Source organism: Scytonema sp. UIC 10036 (genome assembly GCF_009725235.1).
This window is the reverse complement of the sequence record NZ_WJFC01000101.1, coordinates 24053-44525: the sequence shown is the minus strand read 5'-3', so window position 1 is coordinate 44525 and position 20473 is coordinate 24053. Positions and strand designations below refer to the sequence as shown.

The 20473-nt window shown below is 39.1% G+C and carries 9 protein-coding genes and 1 pseudogene; 9 read left to right on the top strand and 1 reads right to left on the bottom strand.

The features are described from left to right. Positions 1–579: 579 nt before the first annotated feature. Complete coding sequence (gene rsmG, locus F7734_RS35570) at positions 580–1467, bottom strand: 16S rRNA (guanine(527)-N(7))-methyltransferase RsmG (protein ID WP_155749213.1); 888 nt, start codon at positions 1465–1467, stop codon at positions 580–582. 526 nt (positions 1468–1993) lie between these two features. Here rsmG and iscB point away from each other — a divergent pair. The 9 genes and pseudogenes from iscB (at position 1994) to F7734_RS35525 (ending at position 19946) form a co-directional block, all read left to right on the top strand. Then, complete coding sequence (iscB, locus tag F7734_RS35565) at positions 1994–3367, top strand: RNA-guided endonuclease IscB (RefSeq protein ID WP_155749208.1); 1374 nt, start codon at positions 1994–1996, stop codon at positions 3365–3367. 10 nt (positions 3368–3377) lie between these two features. Beyond that, the gene (locus F7734_RS35560) at positions 3378–4631 is read left to right on the top strand and encodes an ABC transporter substrate-binding protein (RefSeq protein ID WP_155749207.1); all 1254 of its coding nucleotides are present in this window, start codon (positions 3378–3380) and stop codon (positions 4629–4631) included. A gap of 175 nt (positions 4632–4806) precedes the next feature. After that, positions 4807–5757 carry a branched-chain amino acid ABC transporter permease gene (locus F7734_RS35555; RefSeq protein WP_155749206.1) on the top strand — a complete coding sequence of 317 codons (951 nt, stop codon included), beginning with the start codon at positions 4807–4809 and terminating at the stop codon, positions 5755–5757. Positions 5758–5842: 85 nt separating this feature from the next. After that, complete coding sequence (locus tag F7734_RS35550) at positions 5843–6775, top strand: branched-chain amino acid ABC transporter permease (protein WP_155749205.1); 933 nt, start codon at positions 5843–5845, stop codon at positions 6773–6775. A 52-nt stretch (positions 6776–6827) separates the two neighbouring features. After that, positions 6828–7604 (top strand): ABC transporter ATP-binding protein, encoded by a 777-nt coding sequence (locus F7734_RS35545; protein WP_155749204.1) that lies wholly within the window; start codon positions 6828–6830, stop codon positions 7602–7604. A 26-nt stretch (positions 7605–7630) separates the two neighbouring features. Beyond that, positions 7631–8353 carry an ABC transporter ATP-binding protein gene (locus F7734_RS35540; RefSeq protein WP_155749203.1) on the top strand — a complete coding sequence of 241 codons (723 nt, stop codon included), beginning with the start codon at positions 7631–7633 and terminating at the stop codon, positions 8351–8353. A gap of 1314 nt (positions 8354–9667) precedes the next feature. Further along, a pseudogene (locus tag F7734_RS35535) lies at positions 9668–16333 on the top strand (sigma-70 family RNA polymerase sigma factor); the annotation flags it as partial. A gap of 162 nt (positions 16334–16495) precedes the next feature. Next, positions 16496–19777, top strand: a complete 3282-nt coding sequence (locus F7734_RS35530; protein ID WP_155749202.1) for a helicase-related protein — start codon at positions 16496–16498, stop codon at positions 19775–19777. Positions 19778–19802: 25 nt separating this feature from the next. After that, complete coding sequence (locus F7734_RS35525; protein ID WP_155749201.1) at positions 19803–19946, top strand: hypothetical protein; 144 nt, start codon at positions 19803–19805, stop codon at positions 19944–19946. Positions 19947–20473: the final 527 nt, after the last annotated feature.

The following is a 20473-nucleotide window of genomic DNA, read 5'->3' as shown; positions in this document are numbered from 1 at the left end:
ATATAAGGCTGACAAAGAAATTATTAGACATAATTATTTAAAGCTATTTTCTAGAGTAAAAATAGCTCCTTGATGGAGAAACTATGCATTTTAAAAATCTAATTAGATGACTAATCGACAACATAACAACAGAATTCTCCTTCGCGATTCTGTGTCAATTCTTCTATATTTCTTTTGAGAAAACTCAAATTTTTCTATTTCTTTTATTTTCGTGACTCAATCTTCAACAGGATTGCATCCTTATTGAGAATGGGAATATATCTCTACTGACTTTTTTCTTAATGCTATAAATTTTCAACTATTTGATTGCACTCTACTTTTTCTTTAGTTATTCTGTACAATTTTCTCTTTGTTTTTTTGTATGTGACACTTAGGGTGCGGAAGGCAGGTACCAAATCTGAGTTCTACAACCCCTTGTGTGCCAATCTCTAGCCTCTCGATCCGATGGTTCTACCTAGAAATGCAGATCGCGAAGCTCTGCCGAGCGCTAGTTGCATACTGGAGGCGGAGCCTCCCGGTAAGCATTCCCAGGCTGCAGCCCAGGAACGAGATGAGGGAACAAGATGAGGGGTCTCATGTTTAAAGGGGTTTTTGCGTGGGGACACCAATAGCACGAGGGAACTGAGATGGGGTAGTTGCTATTTTCCGTAAGTAAAGACAGTGACGAATGCTTTGAGTGAGGGGAGTTTTAAATTCTTCCACTGATTCAATTGTCCCACCTAGTTGTTGAACGGCATTTTCTAAAGATTTTGCTTCATCTTCCGTCCAATTACCCCGGTAAATGACGGCTAGCCCGTCCTGTTTCAACAACGGTAAGGTATACTCAGCGCACACAGAAGCTGTTCCGACAGCACGGATGAGAGCAACATCATACTGTTGCCGATGTTGGATCTGATGGCTAATCTCTTCTGCTCTACCAGTCACTGTTTTAATGTTGCTCAGGTGAAGCTCGTCTTTCACGCGATCGAGAAAAGCGATTTTTTTCCGAGTGGAATCTAGAAGAGTTACAGTGCTATGAGCAACCGTCATGGCTACTGGGATACCTGGAAAACCCGCACCAGTTCCAATGTCGATGAATGTGGGGGATTGGGAATTTTGGATTTTGGATTTTGGATTTTGGATTTTGGATTGGGGATTTTGGATTGGGGAACTCGGGGCCCCCTCTGGGGATAAGGGGCAATGGGGATTTTGGATTGGGGAACTCGGGGCCCCCTCTGGGGATAAGGGGCAATGGGGATTTTGGATTGGGGAAGATGAGGGAGTGGAGTCTTCTTTGTCCCCTGTGTTTTCTTGTGTTTGTCCTGAAAGCAAAAAAGCAATTCCCCGTAGAGAATCCCAAAGATGCTTCTCCCAAAACTCTTGAGGATCGGTAATGCGGGTCAAATTCTGCTGGCTGTTCCCGGATAAAATTAACTCGTAAAGCTTTTGAAACAGCTCTTGCTGCTGGACTGTGGGAGTCCAATTCATGGTTTGCTGCCAGATATCTACCATATCGGGCAAAAAAGGCGAATTCAAGTTATTCACAATTTAATGGTTTGCCGATAAACTTTTGCTATGCCAATGACTATATCAAGCAGTATCTTAAGTTACATTTTTTAGTAAAAATGCTACGAATTTTTTACAATAGCATCTTGCATTCACTCTGACAACTGCTTAGTATTTAATTCCTTGGCTCATATCTCAAGTCTTTTCCTTGAGTTTATCAAGGATACACGAAACCCTGCGTTATTCGAGAAGTTTGCAAAACGGAGAAATCCGTAGTAAATCGGAGTAATCCGGTGAACTGACTTCACCAAGACTCAGTGCAGAACTGTTGATTCTGCATTACCTGCAAAGGTTTAAGTCCGCTTTTAAATCATGACTTAATGGGATGAGCCAGTCCCAAGCGTCGAGGGAGGAACATAACTACATTGCGATAGTGTAACACCGAACCTTTTTGAGAAGTTTAAAAGCAGTGTCGAGGCAAACTATACCCCGAATGGGAGTTAATCAAATGATTACTAATTCTGTGTTTGTTCTTAGTAAAAATGGAAAAATACTCAAACCAACAACACCAGTTAGAGCGAGGATTTTACAATCCCAAGGCAAAGCTAAAAAACTTAAGTTGTTTCCATTTACTCTAATTTTAGAGAAGGAGGTAGATGAAAACGTAGAGCTATATTTAGAATTACGTGTCGATCCAGGAGCGAAATTCACGGGCATCTCCCTTGTAGATTTAAAGAAAAATGAAGTCGTGTGGGCAATGGAATTAGAACATCGGGGATTAGCCATTAAAATGGAATTAATCAAGAGAGCAGGTGTTCGACGTTCTAGAAGGTCAAGAAAACTTCGCTATCGCAAAAAACGCTTCGCTCGCAAAAAGCCCTCTGGTTGGCTACCACCATCTTTAAGACATCGCCTGTTAACTACTGAAACTTGGATTAAGCGATTGCTTAAGGTAGCACCAATTAAATCTATTGCAATTGAATCCGTCAAATTCGATCTGCAAAAATTAGAAAATCCTGACATAGAGAGCATCGAATATCAACAGGGTACGTTATTCGGCTATACTCTACGCGAAGCACTCCTAGAACATTGGGGAAGAGAATGTGCATATTGCGGTAAGACAGATGTACCCCTACAAATTGAACATATTCACTGCCGTTCGCGAGGTGGTAGCGAACGCTTTTCTAATTTCACCTTATCTTGTGAAAAATGTAACCAAAAAAAAGGCACCAAACCAGTAGAGCAATTTCTGAAAAACAAACCAGAAATTCTCAAAAAGATTAAATCCCATCAGAAAAAATCATTATCAGATGCTGCAGCAGTTAATTCAACTCGTAAAGCAATATTTGAAATGGCACATCAATTTGGGTTGCCAGTGATCTCAGGTAATGGTGCATCTACTAAAATGATTCGGATTCAAAGTGGATTACCCAAACAGCACTGGCTCGACAGTTCTTGTGTGGGAACTGACCAAATCGTTAAATTACGAATATGCCAACCATTGCGAGTCACTTGTAAAGGTCATGGAACAAGACAGGTACAAAGAGTTAATGCCAAGGGCTTTCCTGCCATAGCCAGTGTGAAAAAGAATCCCATCACTGGAAAAAAAGAAGTTAAGTTAGTAGCCAAAAATCAGAAATATACTCATGCTACTACAGGTGATTACGTGATTTGCTTTCTGAATCAGGATCGTAAGCACGTTAAAGCAGGAATTTATCGTGCCAGGGTGAAAACACCTACCGAGAAAGGGGTAGAAGTGTTGATTAGCGGTCATCGGATTGCTGTCGCTCAACGACACGTTAAACTTATTCATTGCTCTGATGGCTATGAATACAGTTTCCCTAGGATTTCTGACGATTTACTACGTTTTCAAGCTATTTGATAATATGACCATGAAAAAAACTACTACTTTAACAACTGCATTATTCGCAACTTGCGCTATGCTGCTAACAGCATGTGGTGGCGGTTCAACCAATAGTACCAATACGGGAACTAACGGTAACACCAGTACGACTTCTACAACAAATACAGCTGCAACAACGAACACATCTAGTGAAATTCCTATCGGTATTGCCTTTGCACAAACCAGTAATGTAGCTTTGCTTGGTCAAGAAGGTGTTGCTGGGGCAAAAATTGCTGAGAAGTATTTTAATGATAAGGGCGGCGTTAATGGCACTCCCATTAAACTGGTGTTCCAAGACACTAGTGGGGATGAAGCCGGAGCTATTAACGCTTTTCAAACTTTAATTAACAAAAATAAAGTGGTTGGGATTGTTGGTCCAACTTTGTCGCAGCAAGCTTTTGCAGCCGATCCATTTGCTGAAAAAGCTAAAGTTCCGGTGATTGGAGCATCAAATACTGCAAAAGGAGTTCCAGAAATCGGTGATTATGTTGCACGTGTATCGGCACCTGTTTCTATTGTTGCTCCTAATTCAGTCAAAGCTGCTCTTAAACAAAATCCAAATATTAAGAAAGTAGCAGTCTTTTTTGCACAAAATGATGTTTTTAGTAAATCGGAAACAGAGATTTTTCAGAAAACAGTTAAGGATCAAGGATTGGAAATTATAACAGTTCAAAAATTTCAAACAACTGATACCGATTTTCAAGCCCAGGCTACTAATGCTATTAACTTAAAACCCGATCTAGTTATTATTTCAGGTTTGGCTGCTGATGGTGGAAATTTAATCCGACAATTGAGGGAATTGGGTTATAAAGGTTTAATCATTGCTGGAAATGGGCTGAACACGGGAAAAGTATTTGCAGTGTGTCAAGCATTTTGTGATGGTGTGATTATTGCTCAAGCTTACAGCCCTGAATATTCTGGAGAAATTAACAAGGAATTCCGTGCTGCTTATTTAAAGCAATATAATGAAGAACCGCCCCAATTTAGCGGTCAAGCTTTTGCAGCAGTGCAGGTGTATGTCGAAGCTTTGAAATCTTTGGATAAAAAGTCGAAAGTGAGTACAATGCCTTTGCCTCAACTGCGTACAGAATTAAATAAGGAGCTACTATCAGGAAAGTACAATACTCCTCTTGGTGAGATTGCTTTTACTCCTGTAGGCGAGGTGATTCAAAAAGAATTCTATGTGGCTCGAATTACGATGGATAAAAATGCAAAGAAAGGTAAATTTGCAATTTTAAAGTAGTCAGCACAATTATTTGTCATTTGTCATTTGTCATTTGTCATTTGTCATTTGTCATTTGTCATTTGTCACTGATTTTCTATCTTGTAGGGGCGCAAAGCCTTGCGCCCTACTCTCTTACCCTTTTCCCTACTCCCTACCCCCTACCCCCTTTTCCCTACCCCCTACTCCCCAGAAGATGAATTTAAGTCTATTTTTGCAACAATTTCTAAATGGGTTATCTATTGGTAGCGCCTACGCTATTTTTGCCTTGGGGTACACCCTGGTTTACTCAATTTTAGGCATTATTAATTTGGCTCATGGTGCAGTTTTTACCTTGGGGGCATATTTTACGTATACACTTATGGGTGGGACTTTTGGATTTAATGGTGTTCTGGCTAATGCAACTCTCCCAATACAATTACCATTCCCTGTGGCCATGATTTTGGGAAGTATTTTTGCTGGGTTGATTGGTGTGGCGATTGAACGCATTGCCTTTCTCCCTCTGCGAAAACGAGGTTCTGACCCATTGTTAACGGTGGTTTCTAGCTTGGGTGTAGCGGTGGTTATTGTTAACTTAATACAGTATTTAGTTGGTGCAGAAAGTTATACTTTTCCAGAAAATACTTACGGTAATTTGCCAGCTGCTATCAACTTTGGTACAGCAGAAAATCCGATTCCTATTCGTAGTGTTCAGTTGGTAATTTTTGCCGTATCTGTGATAGTTGTGACAATTTTGACTTATTTTATTAGTAACACAAAGTACGGTAAAGCAATGCAGGCGATCGCAGAAGACTCTACCACCTCAAGTTTACTGGGAATTAACAGCGAGCGCTATATCGTACTGACATTTTTCATCAGCAGTTTCATTGCAGGAGTGGCGGGAACGTTAGTCGCTACAAGTGTCAGCATTGCTGGACCATACTTTGGGCTTGGTTTTGGTTTGAGGGGTTTATCGGTAATTGTATTGGGCGGGTTGGGTAGCATCCCTGGTGCAGTATTGGGAGGTTTACTTATCGGGTTAGTAGAGGCGTTTGTCCCTGGCGAGTATTCCGGTTATAAAGATGCCGTTGCTTTTGGCATTTTGTTTATTATGCTGTTAGTGCGACCTCAAGGTTTACTTGGTCGTCGGTTTATTCAAAAAGTCTAGTCATTTTGGATTTTGGATTTTGGATTTTGGATTGAATCTAAAATCTAAAATCTAAAATCTAAAACCTAAAATCTAAAATCTCTTTATGGCTGAATTTTTTACGACTTATGGAGCTCTTATCGTCTCTATGGTATTGGGGGCGCTCCTGGGGCTATCTCTATACTTACCTCTTATGGCTGGGCAATTATCTCTAGCAAGCCCTGGCTTTTATGCTTTGGGTGGGTATATTGCTGCTATTCTCTCGACAACTGTTTTTTCTACTACGGGAGTTTTTCCTGTTCCACTGCTATTGCTAGAAATGCTGATAGCAGGTATCGTTTCTGGTGTACTGGGAGTGGTAGTAGGAGTCCCAGCGCTGCGGTTGCGGGGGATTTATTTAGCGATCGCGACCATTGCTTTTGTGGAAGTCCTGCGAGTTTTAGCCCTAAACTTAGACATTACAGGTGGGGCTGTGGGTATTTTTGGTATCCCCCAACCTTTCACTGAACCAATTGAATATTTATGGATTGCACTGCCATTACTGATTGTAAGTATGGTGCTGATTTACCGTTTGGAACGTATAAAAGTTGGTAGGGCGTTCTTAGCAATTCGCGAGGATGAATTAGCTGCGGGTGCAATGGGTATAAATCCGACTTACTACAAAGTACTGGCATTCACTCTAGGGTGTATTCTTGCAGGAGTCGTTGGAGCAATTAACGCTCACGTTCTCAACACTTGGAATTCACGTCAAGGGACTTTTGATACTAGTATTAACTACCTCACTTTTGTGTTAATTGGTGGTTCAAGAACTTTTTTAGGTTCGGTAGTGGGAGGTATGGTGTTCACAGCGTTACCAGAGGTATTAAGAGCAATGGCAGACACGGGGGGTTTACCTCCATGGTTGACACAATTATTGCGAGATGGCAGGTTAATTATTTTTGGGTTGCTAATTGTCATTGGGACTATCTTTTTTCCCCAAGGTCTTGTGACTCCAGATATATTTAAGAAGCGCCGTAAATCAGTGACCAGTAATCAGTGACCAATGACCAATGACCAATGACCAATGACCAATGACCAATGACAAATGACAAATGACAAATCCTAAATTCTCTTTATTGGAAGCTAAAAACTTAACTCGCCGTTTTGGGGGTTTGGTGGCAGTCAATAATGTATCTTTTCAAGTAAATAAATATGAAATTTTTGGGCTAATAGGGCCTAATGGTGCAGGGAAGACTACACTATTCAATCTAATTACAGGGTTAATTACTCCTTCTAGCGGTCAATTAATTTATCAAGATAGAAATATTTCTCAGTTGCGTCCCCATCAGATTGCAGGTTTGGGGATTGCGCGGACATTTCAAAATATTCGTTTGTTTGGCGAACTCTCAGCTTTGGAAAATGTTGTCATAGCACGGCATTTGCATACTAAGAGTAGTATGATACAGGGAATTTTGGGATTGCCTCCTGCTCCTAAAGAAGAACAAAACAGCAAACGAAGAGCTGTAGAATTATTAGGGCTTGTTGGTTTAAGCGATCGCCTGGATGAAAAAGCTAAAAACTTTGCCTACGGTGACCAAAGGCGTTTGGAAATTGCACGCGCTCTTGCTTTAGAACCACAGGTGTTACTTTTAGATGAACCTGCAGCAGGTATGAATCCCAGTGAAAAGCATCAATTGAGCGATTTTATCCGCAACTTACGCGAAAGCTTTGAGTTAACTATCGTTTTGATTGAGCATCATGTTCCTTTGGTTATGGGTTTGTGCGATCGCATTGCTGTTTTGGATTTTGGTCAACTCATTGCTTTGGGTGAGCCTTCTGTTGTCAGAAATGACCGGGCTGTGATTGAAGCATATTTGGGGAATGAATAAATATATTAACCGCAACCTTAACGCAGATGAACGCTGATAATTTGAGGATTTTGGAGATTAAAGACCTGTATGTGAATTATGGGGGTATTCAAGCTTTAGAAAATATTAATTTATTTATTAATAGTGGGGAAGTTGTAACTCTTGTGGGTGCTAATGGTGCTGGAAAAACAACGACTCTCCGCGCTATATCTAAAATAGTGAATCCCCGTCGTGGTGAGATTCTTTATCATGGACGCAATATCACTCGCCGTCAGCCTCATGAAGTTGTGCAATTGGGTATTGCTCACTCTCCTGAAGGGCGGAGGGTATTAGCACGGCAAACTGTATATGACAATTTGTTATTGGGTGCTTATATTCGCGGCGATTTTTCAGAAATTAAAGCTGATATTCAACGACAATTTGAGTTATTTCCCCGTTTGTCACAAAGACGCAATCAATTAGCGGGAACTCTGAGTGGGGGAGAACAACAAATGCTAGCGATCGCTCGTGCTTTGATGAGTAGACCGAAACTTTTGCTGTTAGATGAGCCTAGTTTGGGTTTGGCACCTGCTATAGTGAGAGAAATTTTTAGCATTATTGAAAATTTACGTGCTACAGGTGTGACGATTTTGTTGGTTGAACAAAATGCCAACCTCGCTTTACAAATTGCCGATCGCGGTTATGTTTTGGAAGCTGGTTGCATTACTCTATCAGGTCTAGCATCGGAATTGATGACTGATGAGCGAGTTAGGAAGGCTTATTTAGGGTAATGAGCTTGCATTTACACTCAATATTTAATGGAGATAAGCTAATAATTCTTTAACTTGCACAACCTCAGTAAACCTAGCTCTTGTGAAACGGGCGTCCTCGCCCATCCTCGAAATGCATTCTTAAAAGCGCAACAGCTTATGCTTGCTAGTGAGTTTATTGTATATATTTTCACTACTTACACTTAACTAATAGGATCGTTGTCAATATTGCGTAGGTTTTGCGTATAAATACGAAAATACGTAGGTTGGGTTGAGGAACGAAACCCAACATTTACAGCCATTTGTTGAGTTTCTTCACGGTGATTCCAACGCACAAAAATTCTTAGACGAGTAGTATTGGGAGCGTTGTTTCATTTATTCCAAGTTGCCAGCTTTTGTTCATTTATATTATGTATCTAAAAAACCATATATTACTTAAGTATAACTATCGCTTTCATAAAACTTGTTGGTCTACTGAAAGTACTTGCGAGCTCTTCCAACAAAGTTTATGAGCCTTACAGTTCATTTTATTAAATCTACACACGTAAAAAAAATACGATATAATATATACTAAATGTATCCTGCTAATATCCGCGCATAGCCAACCTTCAATCTGCATCAGCCTAATGTCAATCAAAAGACCTTTAATGAATCAGCTTAAGGTTGGTTAGCTTAATCGTTAACTTTTGTCTTTAACTGGCTGATGAAACTTATTGAAATTTATTAAATTCAATCAAAGAGCAAAAGTTATGGGTGAATGCAAGGCATTTTTATTTTGGTAACGACCGATATGATTTCTCTTGTAATTAGATGCCTGACAGATTACTACACCTAGATGATGTAAAAAACATAAAAAAACCAGAACAAGTAGCAGCAATATTTCAAAAACTTGGGTACAAAACCATTTGCCAATTGCTGGATGTTACAGATTTAGAGCTTTCACAGGGAAGTACTCAAGCTGTTAATCAGGTCTACTTAATTGCAAACCAAGGAAATGCAGAGTTACAGGTTCTTCTGTTTCAACTTAAACCGTCAGAATGGCTTTCGCTTGATGCAGTTTCTTATAGAATGCAAGCTATTGCCAAAAGCCTCTGTCAGCGATTGTCTTACTTTTTATTATTATGCACAAGGGACTACAGCCAGTTAATGCTCGTCAGTCCTCGCATGAGCTTTGATGCTCAAATGAATTTTAGGCTCAACATTAACAAATATTTCATAAACACTGCTGACCCTAGTTATCATGACCTAAATCGATTAGAAAAAATTGCTGCTTTTTCACTTGACCCCCAAACGCTTCACCGCATTCAACACGAAGCACTTAGATTTAGAGCACTTCAAAAGCAATGCGAAACCCAAGATTCAATTCGCTGGTATCTGCAACAAATTGGTCGAATTAAATTGTTAAAGGCGTCAGAAGAAATTTTTCTTGCTCGTCAAGTTGCACAGTTAGAAGAGTTAGAAAACATTAGACAACGATTACAAAAACAACATCAACGTAATCCTCAAGATGAAGAGTTAGCCTTAGAATTTGGTATATCCGTATCACTGCTGCGTGAACGAATAGCAAATGGGCGATTTGCTAAAAATAAGCTAATACAGGCAAATCTACGGTTAGTTGTTTCCATTACTAAGAATTATATAAATCGAGGAGTTGATTTTTTAGATTTAATTCAAGAAGGGAATTTGGGATTAATTAAAGCAGTTGAGAAATTTGATTATACAAAAGGTTACAAACTATCAACCTATGCAACTTGGTGGATTAGACAGGGTATAAAACGAGCGATTAATAATCAATCCCGCGCCATTCGCCTACCAGTTCATCTGTGGGAAAAAATTTCCTTAATAAAAAAAACAACCAAGCAACTTTCTCAAGAAATTGGTCGTATACCCAAACAAAAAGAAATTGCTGCTAGTTTGGATATAACAAATGAATATTTACAATCTATTGTTAAATCTGCTTTACCAATAATTTCTTTAGATACACCGATTGGTAGTGAAGAAGATAATGCATTAACAGATGTTATTGAATTCGATGGAGATACGCCAGAAGCTTGGTTAAGTAAAACTTGTTTACGAGAAGAATTAGAAAGTATCTTAGCAATACTTCAACCGCGAGAACGCCAAATTTTAGAGATGCGATATGGTGTAGACGATGGATACGAGAAAACTTTGGAGGCAATTGGTAAGCAATTTGGTTTAACCCGCGAGCGCATTCGTCAAATTATCAATAAAACAATCAGTCAATTACATGGTGAAAAACTCAGAATAAGCAGAGCGCAAAAATTGATTTCTCCGATTATTGCTCCTACACAAAAAACTTTTGTTTTATCAAATGCTTCAACAAACAGAGTCAAGTTAGAAGAAACAAACGTAAACCATAACCTCGAACAAGAGAACAAGCTTGGCATCATTGTTGTGAAAGAAATTAACTTAAGTCAAACGATTCAGACTATGGAATATAATTCTAAAAACTTACTTGAACAACTTGCTTCTTTACAACAGGAATTTTATCAATTAAGTAAAAAATTAACCAAGGCAGCTAGAGAGTTACAAAACCCTGGTATCCCACTAGCCGAAGAATTAATTTTAGAACTAGGCAAATGCCGATTAAATTTTGTAACATTGCGTGATAGAAGCCTGGAATTAGCAGTTAACTCTGAAGTATCCCCTGTTCCTAAGAAGAGCGAAATTCTTTCCTCTCATGACATCGAATCTTTGCTGCAAACTATAGCCGAGTTGGAAAAGAAAAAGTCAGAGGGCGAGCAATTAGTCCATCAAGCTTTAACGATTTTACAGCGTGTTTTATCAATTGTTCATCGGGTTGAAAACGATTTTCAACCTTTAGTAGAATGTCAAGCAAGAGCTAACGAACTCTATCAAGCCATTTTTCAATCCCAAGGATGTGAACATCCCGATATCCAAAATTTAGCTGATGGCAATCATCCCTTCTCGAAATTACTAATACTAACTTCAAATTTGCAAGATTTAGACGATGAAAATTTGGCAGACCTTCAGGATTCTGTAGGCGAATCCTTTGGCAGAACTTTGGCTATGGCAGCAGTAAGAGGAAAACTGACTGTTAGAGAAGAATTTATACAAGGTTTAGCCTTGCCTTCAAAGATTAAACCTGACGCTCAAACCTTCTATGTGGAACCTCATCAAACAGAAAAATTGCCTGTAGAACAAGTAACTACAGAGCAATTAAATATGCTACAGCTAAACCCAGAAATTGCATCACCTAACAATCAAGTTATAGGAAAATATCAGGCAACCGAAACATTAATCACGACTCCAGAAAAACTAGCTAACAAAGAAATTATAATTCCAGAGCAGTCACTTATAATTAACCAGAATGCCTTTGAAGAAGAGGATACAGAAGAAGGACAGCCCCAATATCAGTTAACGCTAGAAGATATAGAGCAACAAAATACTACATCTATTAGCGATGATATTAGCGAAGAAGAACCACTAGCCCTTCGTAACCAAATTTGGCAACTACTTAAAGAAAATCAACTTTGTTTTGCCTATTATTTAGCACATAGCTTAGAAGAACTCTACCCCAATTTACAGCCAAGTCTACCATCAGGACTAATTCGGGGAGTTATTTTAGGTTGCCATGTACGCTATGATTTCGGACTGGGAGAAATTGCTAACATTCTCAGAGGCGATTTTACTAACCTTAGCAATAACTATTTTGTTGATGGAGATAATGAGTGGAATCAAGCTGTTAGTTTGCTTTTAGCCACGGCTGCTCTCCGTCCAGCATTACTAGCCCCAAATACTCACGCTCCAGCAATACTTTTCTCACTAAGATTAGGAGAAGGTCTGAGTCAGCTTTATCGGTACTGCCAAACCATTGCTAACTTTGGAAACCAAGGTTTAGCCTTAGATACCACAGCCATTAAAACAGTCAGAAATCAGACGGTGTGGGAAGCCGATGTTACTGCTTTACGTAAGCAAGTAGAAGGTTGGTGGACTCAAGCACCACGTTTAAAGATGATTTATGCTCCTGCCAAGGCAGTTTGGAATGAGTGGATAAAGCCAAATCAACTTATTTACTCCCTCATATTGCCAATTCAACAAAACGATTTGAGCAAGCTAGATGTTGTTAAAAATTATGTGAGTCAATTGTCTTCTGAAACCCAAATTAATGATGAAGTCAAACGCAAACAGCGCGAACTAGGTTTAATTCGTGGTAGTAGTGATACCATCACTGGTGTAGCTCTCAATCAGATTCGCCAGCACATTCGGGAAGCCGTTGATTTTGCCCGTCAGTGGATTTCTCTACAAGAACCTCGCATGAGCAATGGTAATAATTACGACCACAGTCAAGCTCAACAATTGCAACAAGATTTGGCAAGTCTTCACACTTCTGTCTTGCAACAACTGAATGCTTTTGATAGCAATTCATCAGTCTTGCTAAAAGCTGGAGTTTATTGTTGCAAAAAAGCGATCGAAAATATTAGCAATCTTTTTGAACCAAATGCCACATTACCAACAGTAGAACCCGATCTAAAATATCTCCTCAATGCAGAATTGCTCAAAATACCTTCACTACCTATGGATTCTAATTGGCAACCTGAAGTCAAAAGTCCTAATTCGTTCGTGAAGGAAATAATTACTTTTTGTGAGGAACATAATTTCAACTGGGAACAAGCTTTCCAGGCAAGGTGTAATTGTAAAGACCATGAGGCAACCGGACGTATTATTGAGTATCTTCGAGCCTATGCAGAGAAATCAATTGATATTGATAAATTGGAGCAGCAACGTAAATCTAGTATTAAAATTCATCGTGATGAATTAGAGAAAGCAGTTAAAAGTAGTAGAAAATTACTAGAAGATAATGTTGCTTTGGGTTTGCTCAGAGAAACCGAGCGATTAGATTATGCATCTCAGATAGAAAAAATAGAAAATTCTACCAAAAAAACTTTACGTTTTTATGAAAAAAATTCGCACCTTTTAGATATCAGTCAGGCGATAAACTCTAAACGACAGGAAAGCATTAATGACACGAGGAGTAAACTAATTCAAGAAATAGGTGAAGAAAATTCTGCATATGCTCGAATTAGCAGTGTGTTAGATACAGGGGATGTCCTGACTGCTAATGAATATATAGATATGGTGCAGCAGGGAAGACAAATACCCGAACCAGAAAATAGGAGAGATGCCTTTAAAGACTTCTTTAAGGAGAATTATTCTTCTATAGAAGACGTACTTGAGCGCGTTGACAGAATTCCAAACAAGCGACACGAGCAGCAACGCGAACTAGTAAATAAAATTTCCCAACGCATCAGTATTGGACCTCTTTATATGCGGCAGGTACCCGGTGCCCAGGCAAAACAAGCATCTAAAATGCTCGATACTTGGTTTGCAGTTAAAGGAAGAAAGCAAGCAATCACAGATAAAGATACTAGTCAAATTCTGAGCAGCCTCGGTTTTAATACTGACAATATTGTTATCAAAAAAGTTGGGAATAATACCTGGATTGATGCCATCACTGAGCCGATTCAAGAAAAAAACAGTTGTTCAATGCCCGCCTTTGGTTCAGAGGCAAAAGGTCGTTATCGCATTCTCTGTGTATGGGACAGACCTTCAGAAGAAGAAATTCTTAATGCTGTTGGACATACTTCTCATGGCTCTGCAGTACTAGTGTTTCATTTTGGACGGATGTCAGAAAAAAGGCGTAGAGACCTTGCCCGGTTGTGTCGGGAGCGCCGTCGTACCTTTACCGTTATTGACGATGCTGTCATCTTCTATCTTTGTGGAGAAAGGGGCGCACGTCTACCAATATTATTTGAGTGTACTTTGCCCTTCACTTTCTTAGAACCATACACAACTACTTCAGGGTTTGTCCCCCCAGAAATGTTTTACGGACGGGAACGAGAACGAGACTCGATTATTAAGCCTACGGGTTCTTGTTTTATTTATGGGGGACGACAGTTAGGTAAAACAGTTTTGCTGCGTTTTGTGGAGCGTACTTTTCACTCACCAAATGAAGGGAAAATTGCACTTTGGCTTGACCTTAAATCAGAAGCAATTGGTTACGATAGGGATATTGATGAAATTTGGAATTTGCTTGCTTCAGAATTTAGAAAAATCGGGGTATGTTCTGATACTAAATCTAGCCGAGTAAAAGCAGAAGAACTGCTAAAGGAAATTGAAATTTGGCTGAATCATGATACAAATCGCCAGATTCTGTTGTTACTAGATGAAGCAGATAAATTTTTGGAAGCCGATGGCAAAAAACGCACAGCAGATAATGACGAAAAAGGAGATTTTATTCGTTCTGCTCGTTTGAAAGGATTAATGGACAGAACAAATCGCCGTTTTAAAGTAGTATTTGCTGGCTTGCACAATGTCCAGCGTACTACCAAATTGGAAAACCATCCTTTAGCGCATTTGGGAGAACCCATTTGTATTGGTCCACTGTTAAATAATGGTGAAATGCGGGAGGCGAGAGCCTTAATTGAACGACCATTTGCTAGCATTGGCTATCGCTTTGAATCTCCAGATTTAGTTACACGTATTCTCTCACAAACTAACTATTATCCCAGCCTGATACAGCTTTATTGTCAACAATTGCTCAGGCATATTACCAATCCTGATGTCGTTAATTTTGATACCCAAGATAGTTTACCTTACATCATTACTTCGCAGCAAGTTGATGACGCTTACAACAACCAGGACTTACGTAAAGCTATTCGCGATCGCTTTATCTGGACTCTGCAATTAGATCAGCGCTACGAAGTGATTGCCTACACAATTGCCTATGGCTCTATAGAGAGCGAAAATGGCATGGTAAATGGGTTTAATGTGTCTTGGATTCGTAATGAAATACTAACATGGTGGTACGAAGGTTTCCAAGGTTTATCATCAGACGAAATTCTAGTTTTACTAGAAGAAATGGTCGGATTAGGAGTTTTACGTGTTACCAGCACGGGTGGATTTACCCTTAGAAGTCCCAATGTATTACTCCTTATGGGAACCCCAGAAGAAATAGAAGCAACACTTTTGCAGCCCCGTGAAATACCTCTAGAATATGAACCCGCAACTTTTCGTTCAGCTATTGGTATAAAGGAAGACTTTAGGCGCAGTCCCCTAACAGCCCAGCAAGAATCAAAACTGCTGCTGACTGAAAACGGAGTCTCTATTATATTTGGTTCTCAGGCAGCAGGACTTGATGACTTGAATCTTTATGTCAAATCAGTTGTGAGTAAGAAAAAGGAATATTTTGATAAATATTTGGATAACATCTCATCTTTAGATGAATTTACCCAAAGCTTGACTCGTCTAATTCGTAATCGCCAAAAAGAAGGTACAACAATCATTTTTGTGTCTGCTTTAGCCAAGTGGAATCATCACTGGATTGATGAAGTAATTGCACAGCTTGGAAGGTTGAGATCAAACAATTCCTTTGTGCGAATAGTCTTTATTGCTGACCCTCAAATAGCATGGAACTTAATCTGTGATAATAGCACAGAATGGAATCCTGTTAACAGAATAACCACTTTGAGTTTAAAACCTTGGCATGATATAGCTCTACGGCAATGGCTACAAGATTGTAATTTTCCCAGTGATAAAAATAGTCGAGAAAAAATCACTGTAGGGACAGGAAATTGGTCAACATTACTGCACCGTTTCTACCAAAATTCCAAATCTGACATACACCGTTGGGAATTTCATTTAGAAGGAATCAAAGATTCATTGACTGACAGCCAAGAAGCACTTGATTTTACTACAGAACATTTGGGAATTGACCTTTACGAACAACAAAAAGTATTACGAGTTTTAGCTCAATTGTGTCAAATGTCTCCTGATGGCAAAGTGTCTCTTAATGATTTAGTAGATTTTATTCATGACCTCCAGACAGAAGTTGTGAATAAAGTTTTAAAATGGGCAGATCTACTTAGCCTAGCTAACCCCGTAGGTAAGAAAGACGGTCAGGAATATTGGCGTGTAGAGCCAGTCATTGGTCATATCCTCGAAGCTATTGGAGAATAAGACTTAACCCCCTGTCCTATTTTTTATGAAGGAAGGGGGTAAAGTGATTTTGGCGGCAGATACTTTGCTTTCGTTGCAGAAACTCCGCACTCAACTATCTTCCGTACTGTCCAACCTATAACAATATTTGTGACTATTTTAGTGGTAAAAGGTTTGTAACTTATGCCTCTCCCCGATTACATAGACAATCAACAACATAAACTGGAAGAAGTGTTGCGATCGCTCATTTTACATGAGAGCCAAACAAACCTAGACATTGCTACTGGATTTTTCCGAATAGAGGCGTGGATACGGCTAGAAGCAGCTTTTAATGCTTTAACTAACCTACGTCTACTGATTGGTCGTGACCCCACAATTCGACCAGCAGAGAGCGATCGCATTGACTTAACCAGCTATTTTCACCATGATGTACAAAAACAGTTAGAAGCAGAAAAATATAAGTTGAAATATAAACAGCAAATTGACCGTTTAATTGCATACCTACAGCAAGACCATATTCATGTGAGACTTTACGGAGCGATTGGTGAAGGAGTCCAGTTTCTACATGCCAAAGCTTATGTTTTTGATAATTATAGTATTATTGGCTCCAGTAACTTTACACCAGCTGGCTTGAGTGGCAATACAGAATTAAATGTATTAAATAAAACATTAGAAATAGCCCAAGACCTTCGCCAAAATTGGTTTGAAAAATTCTGGAAAGACAAAAGTGTCGATTGTGACTACAAAGACAAACTAATTGACGCTTTAAATGCCTCTAAATTCGGTAGTAAAGCTTATACACCCTATCAAGTGTTTTTAAAAGCACTTTACGAACTTTTTAAAGAAGACACCTTACCAGATACAAGCATTCGCACAAGTTTAGAACTGGCTAGTTTTCAACAAGAAGGTTTTGAACGTGCTGTCAGATTATTAGAGCGTCACCGAGGTTGCATAGTAGCAGATGCAGTTGGCTTGGGCAAAACTTACATCGGTTTGCGGGTACTTGACCACTATCTGATCAAAGACAAGCGTCCTGGTTATGTACCTCGTGCCTTGGTTGTATGCCCTGCCCAATTACGACATTTAGTGTGGTTGAAAAAGCTAGATGAATTTGGAATTAAGGCAGATGTAGTTTCTCAGGAAGAAATTAGTCGTAAAACCTTTGACATCCGTCGTTACAACAAGCATGACATCATTGTTGTGGATGAGTCTCATAACTTTCGTAATAGTGCAACAAATAGATACATAAATTTACAGAAATTAATTGGTAGCGGCAAGCGAAATAAGCGAGTATTGTTGCTAACTGCAACACCATTAAACACCAGCATCTATGACCTTTACCATCAAATTTTACTGCTGACACGGAACACAGAAAGATATTATCAAGAATGGGGAATACCCAATCTCAAAACTTATTTTAAAGAGTTAGCAAAAGGTGAGGCAGAAATTACTGAACTGCTGTTTCAAACAATGGTAAGACGCTCTCGCCAAGATGTTATCAAGCGACAGTTAGCAGGGGAAGACATTTACATTAGTGGTCAAAAAATTAGCTTCCCTAAGCGCCAATTAAAACAATTCACCTACAATTTTGAGGCTATTTTCCAGGGGCTTTACGCCAGAATTGCCAATCAAATTGATGAATTACATTTAGCTCCATATAACATCAAAGCTTTTAAACAGCAAAAAACTAAGCAAGAAAATGATGACATACTGCGGAATGATGCCCTTGTCGCTTTAATGAAGTCGCTATATCTAAAACGGCTAGAAAGTTCTCTAATTGCATTTGAAAGCAGTATCTGTAAGCAGAAAGATTTTCAAGAAAGATTTTTTACTTTGCTAAAACAGGGTAAGCTGCTAGACAGCAAAAATTTTCGCAATATTCTAGCAGCAGAGACAGATGAAGAAGATAATATTTCTGTTGATGACTTAATTGAATCTTTGGATGAAATTGACCCGAACGATTACCAAATTGATGAGTTAAGCGCTCGGATTCAATCAGACCTTAATATCCTCAAAAGTATTCATTATCAACTATTGCAAATTCAAAAAAATGTAGAAACAGGACAAGACTCCGATCTCAAGCTAGTAGAGTTTAAACAATTGCTAAAGAACGAACTTAAAGGCCAAAAAATTTTGGTATTTAGCTATTTCAAAGATACTACCGATTATTTGTATAAACAGTTGCTAGCAGATGATGAGTGGTTAAAAGAGATGTCAATAGATGCTCATTTACCAATTATTGACAAAATAACTGGTGAAACTTCTGGTAAGCAAAGAGAAGAAAAAGTTAAGCAATTTGCACCCAAAGCTAACAACCAAAGTCAGCAAGAACAGCAAAATTTTCACAGACAGGAAATTGACATTCTTATTTGCACCGACGTTTTATCTGAAGGTCAAAATTTACAAGATGCAGGTGTTTTAATTAACTATGACTTGCATTGGAACCCAGTAAGAATGATTCAGCGTGCTGGTCGGATTGACCGTTTAGGCACTAACTATGAAGAACTATTGATTTATAACTGCTTTCCCGAAGAAGGTTTGGAAGCTTTGCTCGGATTGGTGCGGCGATTACAAAGTCGAATTGCTATGATTAATGAGAAAGTTGGATTAGATGCTAGTGTTTTAGGAGAAATCATTTCCGAGAAATCATTGGAAGAATTATACCGACTTAAGAAAGCAATTAGCGATGCAGATAAAGAAGCAATTTTAGAGGAACTTGAACAAGCTGCTGATTTGGCTTCTCTAGAGGAAATGCGTTTACCCCTACTAGAATTTTTCCAACAAGAAGGTGAGCAAGCAGCTGAAGAAATTCCACTAGGAATTCACAGCACGCGCCATTTTTATATCCCTGAAGTAAAAGATGGGGGAATATTTCTGGCATTTCGTGCTAAAGATAAACACTTCTGGCAATTTTACCCTCGTATTAATGGTGTAATTTCACTTAATCAAGACAAACGAATTACCGACAAGCGTAAAATCTTTAATTGGCTAAAATGTAGAGCGGAAGACTTTCCGCTTCCAGAGAAACTGCTTCCAGTAAAGTTTGACAACTCTATATTTGAGATTTTGGAAGGGGCTGTACGTAACTTGATGGCTTACTTCAAAAAGCAACAAGCTGGTAGCCAATTAAAACCTAAGCTGAATAAACGTTTACAGCAAATCTATCACGCTTTGACGGAGTTGAAACCTTTAAATGAAGAACCGACATATCAAGAGATGAAGCAGCGAGTATTAAAGGTTATTACCACAGTTAACCTTCGCGTCTACGAGCGCGACATAAAAGCCAATTGGGAAAAATACCTTGAAAACAGAGATTTACATACACTAGTTGCTGCGTTAGACGAATTGTTTGTCGATCAAGATCAATATCATGAAATTGAGGAAGAAAGAGAAGTAAATCCATCAGAAATCATTGATGAAGAAGATATTCAGCTAGTTTGTTACCAGTGGTTTCAAGCAGAATAGCGATCGCTTCTAAAATTTCTAACGTATGCAAGAGGTTCTCCAAACAGATATTCAACTCCAAACCAACACATATAAGGATAAACACCCCAAAAAAGAGCCAATGGCATGGAGATACGCTGGTCATGACAGAGAATACACTCCACCCAGAATCTCTGAAAAAGCAGGCTAGCTCGTAGAACAACTCAGCAAATAAAATGGGAAACTGCGAGGTTTTATCATCGAAGATGCCGTGCATATTGCTAGCAGAGACATTTCAGCAAGTACATCTCGCCGTTGCGATACGGCTGTCTTCCGTAATCGCTTCTTGATCGCTTTCTAAAATAGATAATTTATTTCTAAAAAATCTCCCTTGCTTTCGCGCATATTATATTGAAGTTGCGTAAGTCCTGGAATTAAAACTGATCGGCGAACAGGTAGGGGAAGCCAAGAGGTTTTGTCATCTAAAAACCTCCGGGAGCTGGGAAACCGTGTGTCCATGACTAGCGTCACGCTTCGGTACTTAGTCGGGTCAGCTATCTAAAGGAAGAGGCATGAAGCCCCCCTCTTTAGAGCTATGCATTAGTCACATCTTTCTTGACCATCTTAAAAGCCTTGCTTACAGACCATTCTGGACGCTGAGATTGTCAGCAAACTTGACAAAATGGCAATTATTCTTCTCGCAAAAAATCCATTTTTATTGAGAATGAACGACGAACG